This is a genomic window from Acinetobacter nosocomialis NIPH 2119, from assembly GCF_000368085.1.
Classification (GTDB): Bacteria; Pseudomonadota; Gammaproteobacteria; order Pseudomonadales; family Moraxellaceae; genus Acinetobacter; species Acinetobacter nosocomialis.
The window spans coordinates 3,799,657-3,811,862 of the sequence record NZ_KB849239.1 but is presented as its reverse complement, the minus strand read 5'-3'; the positions used below and the strand labels follow the sequence as shown (position 1 = coordinate 3,811,862).

At 37.7% G+C, this 12,206-nt stretch carries 10 protein-coding genes and 1 pseudogene; 6 read left to right on the top strand and 5 right to left on the bottom strand.

Going from position 1 to position 12,206, the window contains the following annotated elements; genetic code table 11:
• Positions 1-73: 73 nt before the first annotated feature.
• Positions 74-892 carry an undecaprenyl-diphosphate phosphatase gene (locus tag F984_RS21760; protein ID WP_002051555.1) on the bottom strand — a complete coding sequence of 273 codons (819 nt, stop codon included), beginning with the start codon at positions 890-892 and terminating at the stop codon, positions 74-76.
• Positions 893-1,236: 344 nt separating this feature from the next.
• Here F984_RS21760 and F984_RS21755 point away from each other — a divergent pair, with 344 nt between their 5' ends.
• Together F984_RS21755 and F984_RS21750 are read left to right on the top strand one after the other, a co-directional pair.
• Complete coding sequence (locus F984_RS21755; protein ID WP_004712145.1) at positions 1,237-2,037, top strand: PaaX family transcriptional regulator C-terminal domain-containing protein; 801 nt, start codon at positions 1,237-1,239, stop codon at positions 2,035-2,037.
• 107 nt (positions 2,038-2,144) lie between these two features.
• Positions 2,145-3,125: a fatty acid desaturase family protein gene (locus F984_RS21750; protein WP_004712143.1), complete on the top strand. Its 981-nt coding sequence runs from the start codon at positions 2,145-2,147 to the stop codon at positions 3,123-3,125.
• 53 nt (positions 3,126-3,178) lie between these two features.
• Here F984_RS21750 and F984_RS21745 read toward each other — a convergent pair whose 3' ends face one another.
• Positions 3,179-4,213 carry an AraC family transcriptional regulator gene (locus F984_RS21745; protein WP_025469384.1) on the bottom strand — a complete coding sequence of 345 codons (1,035 nt, stop codon included), beginning with the start codon at positions 4,211-4,213 and terminating at the stop codon, positions 3,179-3,181.
• Between the two features lie 157 nt (positions 4,214-4,370).
• Between F984_RS21745 and F984_RS0104145 the strand changes: the two are divergent.
• A pseudogene (locus F984_RS0104145) lies at positions 4,371-5,070 on the top strand (NAD(P)H-dependent oxidoreductase).
• Positions 5,071-5,668: 598 nt separating this feature from the next.
• The gene (locus F984_RS21740; RefSeq protein WP_004712137.1) at positions 5,669-7,174 is read left to right on the top strand and encodes an outer membrane protein transport protein; all 1,506 of its coding nucleotides are present in this window, start codon (positions 5,669-5,671) and stop codon (positions 7,172-7,174) included.
• Positions 7,175-7,231: 57 nt separating this feature from the next.
• On the opposite strand, the gene thrH is transcribed toward F984_RS21740, so the two are convergent.
• Positions 7,232-7,849, bottom strand: a complete 618-nt coding sequence (gene thrH, locus F984_RS21735) for a bifunctional phosphoserine phosphatase/homoserine phosphotransferase ThrH (RefSeq protein ID WP_002051289.1) — start codon at positions 7,847-7,849, stop codon at positions 7,232-7,234.
• A 184-nt stretch (positions 7,850-8,033) separates the two neighbouring features.
• On the opposite strand from thrH, the gene F984_RS21730 reads away from it, so the two are divergent.
• Together F984_RS21730 and F984_RS21725 are read left to right on the top strand one after the other, a co-directional pair.
• Complete coding sequence (locus F984_RS21730) at positions 8,034-8,768, top strand: phosphoadenylyl-sulfate reductase (protein WP_004712135.1); 735 nt, start codon at positions 8,034-8,036, stop codon at positions 8,766-8,768.
• 173 nt (positions 8,769-8,941) lie between these two features.
• Positions 8,942-10,327 (top strand): WS/DGAT/MGAT family O-acyltransferase, encoded by a 1,386-nt coding sequence (locus F984_RS21725; protein ID WP_004712133.1) that lies wholly within the window; start codon positions 8,942-8,944, stop codon positions 10,325-10,327.
• Between the two features lie 29 nt (positions 10,328-10,356).
• Here F984_RS21725 and F984_RS21720 read toward each other — a convergent pair whose 3' ends face one another.
• Positions 10,357-10,530 carry a PA1571 family protein gene (locus F984_RS21720; protein ID WP_001103036.1) on the bottom strand — a complete coding sequence of 58 codons (174 nt, stop codon included), beginning with the start codon at positions 10,528-10,530 and terminating at the stop codon, positions 10,357-10,359.
• 141 nt (positions 10,531-10,671) lie between these two features.
• Positions 10,672-12,126 (bottom strand): ribonuclease G, encoded by a 1,455-nt coding sequence (gene rng, locus F984_RS21715; protein WP_004712131.1) that lies wholly within the window; start codon positions 12,124-12,126, stop codon positions 10,672-10,674.
• Positions 12,127-12,206 lie beyond the last annotated feature (80 nt).

Below are 12,206 nucleotides of genomic sequence, written 5' to 3'. Positions count from 1 at the left end.
ATAAGCAAGTTAAAGCTATTTTTAGGCATAAAAAAACCTAGAAGATTCTAGGTTTTTTCACTTAGTCTGACTATTAAGCAGATAAGTTAAAGAACATTGCTGCAATCAAAATAATGACACCGAGCACAATACGGTACCAAGCAAATACGCGTAGAGTGTGACGTTCAACAAAAAGTACCAGTGCCTTTACTACAAATAAAGCTGCAATAAATGCTGCAACAAAACCAACACCAATATTAATCATATTGTCTGAGGTCAACACATCAGCATTTTTAATTAAGTCAAATGTCGCTGCACCTAACATGGTCGGCATTGCAAGGAAGAACGAAAATTCTGTTGCGGCTTTACGTGATAAACCTGCAAACATCCCGCCTACAATTGTCGCACCTGAACGAGAAGTTCCCGGAATCATCGCAACACATTGAGCAAGACCGACTAAAAGTGCCTGCTTAAACGTGATTTTTGTCGCATCTAGTGTTTTATGCTCAAACTGTCTAGATTCAACCCAGAAAATAATCAGTGCACCAACAATGAGGGCAATCGCAACCACAATTGGGCTAAACAAAACGCTTTTAATAAAATCGACGGCTAAAACACCAATAATCACTGCTGGGAAAAAAGCAATTAATACACTAAAAGCAAAATGACGCGACTCTACATCGCCACTAAAGAAGCCTTTAATCAAGTTAATAATTTTTTGTCGATATAACCAGCATACTGCCAAAATAGCACCTAACTGGATCACTACTTCGAATACACGACCACCATCTGAATGGAAATCGATAATATGACCAAATAAAATCAAATGGCCAGTACTGGAAATTGGTAAAAATTCAGTTAAACCTTCAACAAACCCTAGAAATAGTGCTTTTATAACTTCAAAATTTTCCATCACTTGCTCAAAAAGTTAATCACTAGAAAGGTCTAAAAATTTGTTTTATATCATGAACGAACCAACATTTTGGCTAAGTTCATGTTCAATATCAGATCATTTCTAGCATTTTGGTTATTGCCTTTAATTAAAGACCGATTATTTAAAGTGCAATAATGTATCACATCATTATGACAAACTTAGGTTAACTATCGTAAAAAGATAAAATTTAATCAAAAACAAATCGTCTTCTAGTTATAAATAAAAGCTCTTAAACTTAAGCAAGCCAAGAAACCATCTTAAAACATCAAACAAACATGATATTATTTCAAGCATATGTCATTTATATTTAAAATTTAAACAGAATGAAAAATACTAAAATCAACGCACGTCATCTGATTATCGATCTCTTTCTTTCCTCTGCTTACCCTCAACTTACGATTAAACAAATTTTGGTGGCTGCCAAACTGTTTAACTTAAGTGAAAACGGTATTCGAGTTGCGACAACCCGTCTATTAAATGAAGGCATGATTGAAAGCGTAGAACGCGGAATTTATCAACTTTCACCTTCTACGAAAGATTGGGCAAAAGTAATACTCAATCGTAAAAATGGTATTAAACAAACTAAAGAATGGCAGCAACATTATCTTGCTGTATTTACAGGCACACTGGGCCGTATAGACCGAACTGCTCTTAAAAAGCGTGAACGTGTACTGCGTCAATTTGGTTTTAAAGAATTAGAAACTGGTATTTACATCCGCCCAGACAATTTAGCTTATAGTTTTGAAAAAACCTGTGAGGAGCTCGTTTTAGCTGGGCTAGAGAAAGAAGCAAAAATTTGTATTATTCAGCATTTCGCCCCCTCAACGCTTAAGCAAATTTTTTCTTTGTGGGATACCAAACAACTCGAAAAAAATTATGAAATGTATAGTCGAGATATCACGCACTGGCTTGAAAACTATACTCACCTCTCCTTAAATGATGCTGCAGTTAAAGCCCTTCTTTTAGGTAGGGAAACGATTGCTTTACTCATGAATGATCCCCTATTACCAGCACCATTTGTAAATGAGTCTGCGCGTAATCAATTTGCTCAAGATGTACAGCAGTTAGACGCGATCGGCCAAAAACTTTGGAAAAAAATATATGAACAAGAACTAAATCTATAATCATCTGATTTATTTTTTTACAAACAAATATTTCATTTTTTAATTTTTTATGACTATATTTGTAATATAAAAATATAGATACCGAACTCTAATTTGGGAGAATAACAATGAATACGCAGGTAAGTGTTACGGACCTATTTAGCAGAGAAGAAATACAAGAGCTTACAGAACCTTCAGATGCATATGGAGCTTGGGCGGTTGCCAGCACATGGGCTGTTATTGGTGGAACATTCGCTAGTTTAATAATGATGTGGGACTACTTGCCAAGTTGGGGTAAATTATTAGCATGTATGCTTGCCTTAGCCATCTTGGCGGGTCGTCAGTTATGTCTCGCAATTTTAATGCACGACGCATCTCACAAAAGTTTATTCAAAAATAAAAAAATAAATGATTTCGTAGGTGAATGGCTATGCGCCCGCCCCATCTGGAATGATCTTCAAAAATATCGTGTACATCATGTTCGTCACCATGCAAAAACATCTACCCCAGATGACCCAGATCTTTCTTTAGTTGCCGGTTTTCCTATCAGTAAAAAGTCTCTGACTCGTAAATTCTTACGCGACTTAACAGGTATGACTGGCTTAAAGTTTAGCTTAGGTCGAGTTTTAATGGATCTGGATGTTATGAAATGGACTGTTGCCAATGATCAAATTTGGTTAGACCGCAGTCATAAAAATTTCGTTGACTATGCAAAGAGTATTGCAAAAAACAGTTCAGGTGCTATTGCAACGAATTTAGCACTTTATGGCGTTTTAAAAGCATTTGGTCAACAACGTTTTTATTGGTTATGGCCTCTAGCTTACTTAACCCCATTCCCACTTTTTTTACGTATTCGCTCTATGGCAGAACACGCTGGTATGCAAACCAGCAATACTGCTTTAACCAATACTCGAACAACACGAGCTGGATGGATTGCGAGAAGTTTTGTTGCACCAATCCACGTAAACTACCATATGGAACACCATTTAATGGCTTCTGTACCATATTTTAAATTACCGCGTATGCACCAAGTATTAAGAGAACGGGGTCATGTTCCAGTCCCACCTAGCTATTTTGAAGTGATTCACTCACTTTCATCGAAACCATAATCATCAATTTAAGGCATATTAGAAGATCACTTTCAATTTTGTGGTCTTCTTGATTATTCACTTATATCTAAATTTTTTAGTTTTAACTGAGTTCGATAATAGTTAGGTGTCACTCCCATCCAGCGTTTAAAAGCGCGAGTGAAATGGGATGTATCTGCATAACCTAAACTTAAAGCCACAGTTTCAATTGATGTAGAACTATTTTCTAAAAGATGATGTGCATATTGCTTTCGAGTTAAATCAACTAATGCTGAGAAACTTGTATTATCGGTTGCCAAGTACTGCTGTAAGCTACGTTCTGACATATTCATCATTTGAGCGACTTGCTTAACTTTTAATATTTCTCGCTGATTATTGATCAATAATTTTTTTATGACTTGGCTAACTTCTGCTTTCCATCCGCTGCGTAACTTCAATTTATCGAGATCTTTTTTACACTGTGCTTTCAGTAAAGGTGCAAGCATCGGGTCGGCCGTTAGGATAGGCTGCAATAAATATTCTTTTGGAAAAATCCAGACATTCTGTTTTTCATTAAATAAACAATCTACACACAATTCGTTTTTTAGTTTTGAAAACCCGACAGGTTCAGACATATTTAACTTAACTGTACCTAAAGAAGATAATCCTGTGAGATGCTTCGCGATTTGAACGAAACCTAATAACAAAAAAATAGTCGCATCTGGACTCAACTGAAAAGCTTTCAAAGGTTGGTGTATAGACCAGTAAATATAATCTTGTTCTTGTTTTAACTCAGGTTTAAAGGCATCACAACGGGCCCCTATAAATTGCTCAAGTATTTTTAAGGCCTCTCCCAAATTTGTACTGACCATGGCCGCCATACCCACTGAACCATAACAAGACGCTTTCATTTCCAAAGCCAAATAACCCGCCAATGCTGGCTCATAAGTGAGTTGAATCGCATGCTCAAGTAAGTTATTTAAGGAATTAAATTCAACATACCAATACGGTTTGTTTAATTGTTCTAATGTTATGCCACTTCCATCTAAAAACTGCTCAGCAGAGATATTCAAGCGCTTAACCATATCGACTAATAAATTAATATAAGTTCCGGGTAATTCTGGGTTCAGGTTTGGTCCACTAGAAATCATAAATATGGCGTCAAATGGTAAAAACTGTCAGTTCATGAACTATGCCATGCTTTTAAATTGATGCATAGTTGTTCAAAACGAAACCCGCTAAATTGCACTAGACAACACAATTTCTGAAAAGAATACAGGTCACCTTATGAATATTCTGATCGTTCATGCTCATCCAGAGCCACTATCTTTTACAACATCATTAAAAACCACAGCCCAGCAAACTTTTAAAAAGTTGGGTCATCGTGTAGAAGTTTCTGACTTATATGCAATGCAATTCAACCCTGTAGCTTCCAAAGAGGATTTTTTAGAACTCAATCAACCCGACTATTTCAATTACGCATTAGAACAACGTAATGCCGCCAAGCAAAACCTTTTAGCACCTGATATCCAAGGGGAAATTGAAAAAGTAAAACGAGCAGATTTGATCATTTTAAACTTCCCTCTTTACTGGACTTCTGTCCCGGCAATTTTAAAAGGATGGATTGATCGCGTATTCGTTTCAGGACTTTTTTTATGGCGGAAAGCGTTTTTATAACCACGGTGGTATGGCGGGTAAAAAAGCGATGCTCTGTTTAACACTGGGCGGTAGAACACATATGTTTGGTGAGAGCTCCATTCACGGACCAATTGAACATTATCTATCACCTATTCAACGCGGCACCTTGGCTTATACTGGTTTTGAGGTTCTTCCACCATTCATTGCCTACCATGTACCTTATATTAGCCAAGAGGCACGAGAAACCATTCTTGAAGACTATATAACGTACCTTACTCATCTCGACCAGCTCGAACCTTTAAAGTTTCCCAAACTTGAAGAATTTGATGAGAAGTTATATCCCCTTTAATGGTATGTTTTAGCTCTAAAAGCAGACTAGCCAGACCTATTTCTCATTTTTTGGTTATTCTTTGGAATATAAAAGATCTTAACTAGTCTTTAAACCCTCCCAAAAATTGATCAATTGGTAAAAAAATTTGCTCAATTTCCACCCAATAATTAAGAATATAAAACTTAATCAATAATATACACATGTAGAGAAACTAGACTTATCCAGTAAAAATGATAACTAATACTCAATTCATAACCAATCAATTCATATTTTTACAAAAAAATCTTTGGCCATTTTTTTTGGATTTATGACAAAAATGTCATAAATATAAAGCTTATCAATAATAGATAAAAAATATAAATATCAAATATTTAAAATAATTTAATAATGTAAATATTTCTCCATATTTCATTCATTATTGACATTTTTTGTATAAAAAATGAGTACTCCCCAGTTCATATAACAGATTTACTCTTAGTGTAATTATGCTATTTTTGTTACATGGAGTTATCAAAGCTTTGAAACTTGTAATTAAAAGCTTTGAAGGCAACACAGTTTAAACGGTTTAACTCTGTTACTTTTAAAAAAATGTCTTGAAGTTCAAGGAAAGATTAAAATGAAATTAAAACATCTGAGCACTGCAATGATTTTAGCAACGCTGCCTGCAACTGGGGTTTTTGCAGCAGCTTTGGATCGCTCTGGACAGTCAATGTCCGCATTCTTACAACCAAATAACTACTTCGAAGCAGGTATTTCTGTTTTAGATCCAACAGTAGAGGGTAAAGAAGCTGGGGTAAGTGCAACACGCCGTAATATTAGTGATATGGGAAATGACTACTACTTTCCTAATGCCGCACTAAAACTACAACTTTCTGATAAGTTCTCTTTTGGCTTACTTTACGATCAACCTTTTGGAGCTGACGCTGAATATAGTGGTCAAAACGTATTTGTTTCTGACCCATCTAATACTATTTTAGCTCCAGCAGCCCTAGATAGTATCCGCACAAACACTATTAATACAACTTTTAATAATTTGACTGCAGACCAGCGTGTAGGCGCACTTCTTAAAGCTCAAGGAGTAGACTTAACATCACAAGTAGGTCAGCAACAATATATAGCAACTCTAAATGCCTACAATAATGATCCAACAAAAAAAGCAGTTATTGATGCCGCTGTTAAACAAGGTGTTGCAACACAAGTAGATGCAGGAATAAAACAAATTAATGGTCTACTTGGAACTGGTAATACAAAAGTTAAAGTTGATACTCAAAACTTATCTTTTGTGTTTGGTTTCCAACCAAATCAAAACTGGAATATCTACGCGGGTGGTGTATATCAAACAGTAAAAGGAAATGTAAGTCTCCGCGGACAAGCGTATAGTATTTATAATGGTTACGATGCTGATATTAAAGAAACAGGTGGCGCAGGTTGGTTAGCTGGTGTTGCTTATCAAATACCTGAAATTGCGCTTAAAGCTTCCTTAACATATCGTTCTGAAATTGATCATGACGTAAATATTCGCGAAAAAATCCCTACACTTTCAGCTTTATCACTTTTAGGACAAGATGCGGCGGCAGCGGCAATTGCTAATAGTTCAGCAGATACAACAATCACGACTCCTCAATCAGTAAACTTTGATTTCCAGACTGGTATCATGGCTAATACGGTTGCGTTTGCCAATGTACGCTGGGTGAACTGGAAAGACTTCTCAATTCAACCATATAAATTCGGTCAACTTTCAAAAGTAGTTGGACCATTAGCAGATCCAAGTCGTCCAAATGGCTTTAACCTAGTTGAATATTCAGACGATCAATGGACAGTGAATGCTGGTGTGGGTCGTAAGCTTAATGATAAATGGGCAGGTAATGTCTCTGTCGGTTGGGATTCTGGCGCAGGTAACCCGGTGACTACATTAGGCCCAACAGAAGGTTACTGGAACGTAGGTGTAGGCGTTCAATATAGCCCTACTCCACAAACATTTATTGCTGGTGGTGTGAAATACTTCTGGTTGGGTGATGCTAAAGCACAAACTGGTGCACAAGCGGGTAGCGATCAATATGTTGCAGAATTCTCTGATAACAATGCGATCGCCTATGGTTTAAAACTTGGCTATAAATTCTAAGTTTCAAACTCATTCATATAAAAAAGGCGCTTTAAGCGCCTTTTTTATTGTCCATTCTTAAGCAGGAATATTACGCTGCGAAACTGAACGAATTGCTTCTTTTAGGGCATCATATCCATTAATTGCTGGGAACTGTGGGAATTCCGCAATGACATTGGCAGGTGCATCAAATAAGAAGCCATGATCAGCTTCACCAAGCATGGTTGTGTCGTTATATGAATCTCCTGCCGCGATTACACGGAAATTTAAACCGTGAAGCGCTTTAACTGACTCGCGTTTTTGGTCTGGTTGACGAAGTTTATAAGCTGTAATCATCCCATTTTCATCAGTTTCTAATTTGTGACAGAAAATTGTTGGCCAGCCCAATTGCTTCATTAGAGGATGAGCAAACTCATAGAAAGTATCGGACAAAATGACCAGTTGGAAATGATTGCTCACCCATTCAACAAACTCTTTGGCACCTGGTAATGGCCCCATCTCGGCAATAACTTCTTGAATATCATTTAGGCCTAGACCATGTTGTTTTAAAATATTCAGACGCTGAGTCATTAAAACATCATAATCCGGAATATCACGAGTTGTTGCTTCTAATTCTTTAATCCCTGTTTTTTTTGCGAAATTGATCCAGATTTCAGGAACTAAAACTCCTTCAAGATCTAGGCATACGATTTCCATGAATGCTTCCAACGTTGGTTAAAAATTGCTGTATCATACCATTAAGATTTTCAGATTTGCGTTGTTATTGATCAAATCAATTTTATTCATAAGGATCGAAATTAAAGTGCTAAGCAATTTATTTACTATCCTTTAGAATATTTTTCATAACACAATGCGCCCAAGCCTTTTGCCAGGAACACCCATGACCGTTATTCCGACTATTGATATCGTTGAAGCTCTCGCGGCTGAATATGCAGCTAAAAGCCCACGTGAGATTTTAGAGCTTGCATTAAGCCAACAAGGTGAAATCGCAATTTCGTTCTCTGGAGCAGAAGATGTAGTCTTAATTGATATGGCTTCACGTTTAGGTAAACCCTTCCGTGTTTTTAGTCTTGATACTGGGCGGCTGCATCCTGAAACTTATCAATTTATTGAAACTGTTCGTAAACACTACAATATTAATATCGAGATTTGCTTCCCTGAACCTGAAGCTGTGCAAAGCATGGTGAATGAAAAAGGCTTATTTAGCTTCTTTAAAGATGGACACCAAGAGTGCTGTGGTATTCGAAAAGTTCAGCCTTTACGTAAGAAACTTGCGACTTTAGATGGTTGGATTACAGGCCAGCGTAAAGATCAAAGTCCGGGTACACGTACTGAAATTCCGGTGGTACAAGCAGATGCTGGTTTCTCTGGTCCGGGTAAGCAACTCATTAAATATAACCCGCTTGCGAACTGGTCTAGTGCCGATGTGTGGAGTTACATCCGCATGATGGAAATTCCATACAACCCTCTACACGAGCGTGGTTTTGTTTCTATTGGCTGTGAGCCATGTACACGTCCAGTACTTCCAAACCAGCATGAACGTGAAGGCCGTTGGTGGTGGGAAGAAGCAACACAAAAAGAATGTGGCTTACATGCAGGCAACTTAAAAAAATAGTCTGGTATAAAAAAAACCACTGATGAATCAGTGGTTTTTTTTACAGTTATATCTCGTACACAAAGTCATATTTAATCTGTAATAAACTCTATATACTAAATTTTACGGTTCTATAATTCTAATAAGAGCTCAGTTAAGGGCTTCTTAGAAAAAAGCATGAGGCACAACGAGTTATGCGTCCATTACACCCTATTGATTTTATTTTTCTATCGTTAGAAAAAAGACAACAACCGATGCATGTTGGCGGATTGTTTTTATTTGAAATTCCTGAAAATGCCCCTGAAACTTTTGTTCGTGATTTAGTAGAAGAAATTCGCCAATCAAAAAGTATTCCTGTCCCTCCCTTTAATAACCGTTTAAATGGCTTATTTTGGGATGAAGATGAAGAATTCGATATCGATCATCATTTCCGCCATATTGCCTTGCCTCATCCTGGCCGAATTCGTGAATTACTCGTGTATATTTCGCAGCAGCACAGCTCTTTAATTGACCGTGCAAAACCTCTGTGGACCTGTGACATTATTGAAGGGATCGAAGGTAATCGTTTCGCGATGTACTTTAAGATACATCATGCCATGGTAGATGGCGTTGCGGGTATGCGCTTAATTGAGAAGTCTCTATCAAAAACACCACAAGAAAAACATGTGGTTCCACTTTGGTGTGTAGAAAGTAAAAGAACAAAACGCTTAAAAGTACCAAAACCAAGTACTAGTAAAATCAAAAGTATTTTAGGAGGCATCAAGTCACAGCTTGAAGTTACTCCGAAGGTCATGCATGAGTTATCACAAACCATCTTTAAAGAAATGGGGAAAAATCCTGATTATGTATCGACTTTTCAGGCGCCAGTTTCAATTTTGAATCAACGCGTAAGTGCTTCACGTCGCTTTGCAGCCCAATCTTTTGAATTAAGTCGCTTTAGAAAGATTTCTAAAGCGCTTGGTGTGACCATTAATGACGTCGTACTTGCTGTATGTTCTGGGGCATTACGTGAATACCTGATTAGCCATAATAGCTTGCCTAAAAAGCCTCTTATTGCAATGGTACCCGCTTCACTGCGTACAGATGACTCTGACGTAAGTAATCGCATTACGATGATTCTAGCGAATTTGGGGACCCATAAAGACCAGCCTCTAGAACGACTCGAAATTATTCGTCGTAGTATGCAAAATTCAAAGCAACGCTTTAGCCGAATGACTGCAAATGAGATTTTAAACTATAGCGCTGTAGTTTATGGCCCAGCAGGTCTAAACATCATGTCTGGAATGCTCCCTAAGCGTCAGGCATTCAATTTAGTCATTTCTAATGTACCTGGCCCACGTGAGCCACTTTATTGGAATGGTGCGAAATTAGATGCGCTCTACCCTGCTTCTATAGTCATGGATGGGCAAGCGCTTAATATTACGATGACAAGCTATCTGGATAAGCTTGAAGTAGGTTTAACAGCATGTCGAAACGCTTTACCTAAGATGCAAAACCTTTTAACCCATCTTGAAGATGAAATTCAACGGTTTGAAGAAATTATTGAGGAAAAACAGCTGAAACATCATTCAGCAAGTTAAGAAAAATTAAGGGGCTTTGAAATGGCCCCTTATTTTTTAATTGCGCGGCACTGGTTAAGCAACTGATGACATACTGAACGGATCATCGCAGTTGTAATCGGTACTTCTTTACCTTGGTCATTCAACATATAGCAGCTATTTACTGGCGTGCTTTCTAAAACATGTTTAAGACCGTTGCTAATTAGGTTTTCACTTACATTCATGGGTTATACCTCTTATTGTTTGCTAAGACGTTTTAAACAGGGAGAACGTCTACGGCTACTGTATGCAAGTAGTATTTAAAATTCATGAATGAAAGTAAAATTTCAGTTGTAACAAGGATTAAGCGATATCTTGTTACAACTTTAACTTAAAATGATATCGTATTGCTCTTGCGTATATAAATTTTCGACCTGAAATTTAATAACTCTGTTGATAAAGTGCTCTAAATCAGCCACTGCAGGGGCTTCTGCCGTTAATAATCGGTCAATTACAGAAGGATGAGCAACGACAGTAAAGCCACTCGTAGACTCAAATGCACGTGTATATCGTAATATCTCTCGAAATATTTCGTAACACACTGTCTCTGCCGTTTTGACAAAACCACGTCCCTGACACGTTGGACACGACTCACATAACAAGTGTTCTAATGATTCACGTGTTCTTTTACGTGTCATTTCGACTAAGCCAAGTTCAGACACCTGTGTGATTTTTGTTTTGGCGTGATCACGTTCAAGCATTTTTTCAAATTGACGCATCACCTCTTCACGATGAATGGCTTCTTGCATGTCAATAAAATCAATAATGATAATACCGCCCAGATTTCTTAGTCTGAGCTGACGTGCGATCACCTGAGTCGCTTCCATATTGGTCTTAAAGACTGTATCTTCGAGACTACGACCACCGACATATGACCCTGTATTGACATCAATGGTAGTCATGGCTTCAGTCTGGTCAATCATTAGATAACCACCAGACTTTAGAGCAACGCGTGTTTGTAGAGCTTTTTGAATATCTTCTTCGACGTTATAGAGATCGAATAATGGACGTTCACCCGGATAATGAATCAGGCGACTTTGCATATTCGGCACAAATTCATCTACAAACTCACGCAATTTGCCGTGAATTTCTCTCGAATCGACATAAATCTTTGCTGTTTCTTCGCTTGCCAAATCACGAATAATTCGTTGTGGTAGTGGTAGTTCTTCAAAAATTAAAGAAGGAACTGCAACATCCACTTGTTTACGCTGGATATATTCCCATAGCTTGCTGAGGTAACACATATCTTGTGCAATCTCAGCATCATCTACGCCTTCAGCAGCAGTACGGACAATTACACTACCGGGTAGATTATGCTCTGCCTGAATACCTTCGATGATATTACGTAAGCGTTCGCGCTCTTCTTCTGACTCAATACGCTGTGAAACACCAATATGATTACCATATGGCATAAGAACTAAATAGCGAGAAGGAATAGAAAGATCTGTACTTAGACGAGCACCTTTAGTACCGAGCATGTCTTTCATCACCTGAACGGTCAGAATTTGCCCTGGATGAAGTAATTCAAAAACATTGGGAGTTGGCTGTGAACGAGGCCAAACCATATCATTAATATGCAAAAAGGCTGTTCTAGATAATCCGATATCAACAAAAGCCGCTTGCATGCCCGGAAGCACGCGGACAACTTTACCTTTGTAGATATTGCCGACAAGTCCTCGCTTCACTGTACGTTCAACATACAGCTCATTAACAGTTCCATTTTCGATTAATGCCACCCGACACTCCATAGGTGTGACATTAATAAGTAGTTCTTCTGACATACATAAACTCAAAGCATTATAAAATTTTTATTAAAGAGTCAGAGGGACTGTTAATGTCGCTTTGTCCACTATTCATCGAC

Excerpts from the sequence above, each read along its gene's own strand:
- F984_RS21760 (WP_002051555.1), bottom strand. The coding sequence starts at position 892 with ATGGAAAATTTTGAAGTTATAAAAGCACTATTTCTAGGGTTTGTTGAA.
- F984_RS21755 (WP_004712145.1), top strand. The coding sequence starts at position 1,237 with ATGAAAAATACTAAAATCAACGCACGTCATCTGATTATCGATCTCTTT.
- F984_RS21750 (WP_004712143.1), top strand. The coding sequence starts at position 2,145 with ATGAATACGCAGGTAAGTGTTACGGACCTATTTAGCAGAGAAGAAATA.
- F984_RS21740 (WP_004712137.1), top strand. The coding sequence starts at position 5,669 with ATGAAATTAAAACATCTGAGCACTGCAATGATTTTAGCAACGCTGCCT.
- thrH (WP_002051289.1), bottom strand. The coding sequence starts at position 7,849 with ATGGAAATCGTATGCCTAGATCTTGAAGGAGTTTTAGTTCCTGAAATC.
- F984_RS21730 (WP_004712135.1), top strand. The coding sequence starts at position 8,034 with ATGACCGTTATTCCGACTATTGATATCGTTGAAGCTCTCGCGGCTGAA.
- F984_RS21725 (WP_004712133.1), top strand. The coding sequence starts at position 8,942 with ATGCGTCCATTACACCCTATTGATTTTATTTTTCTATCGTTAGAAAAA.
- F984_RS21720 (WP_001103036.1), bottom strand. The coding sequence starts at position 10,530 with ATGAATGTAAGTGAAAACCTAATTAGCAACGGTCTTAAACATGTTTTA.
- rng (WP_004712131.1), bottom strand. The coding sequence starts at position 12,126 with ATGTCAGAAGAACTACTTATTAATGTCACACCTATGGAGTGTCGGGTG.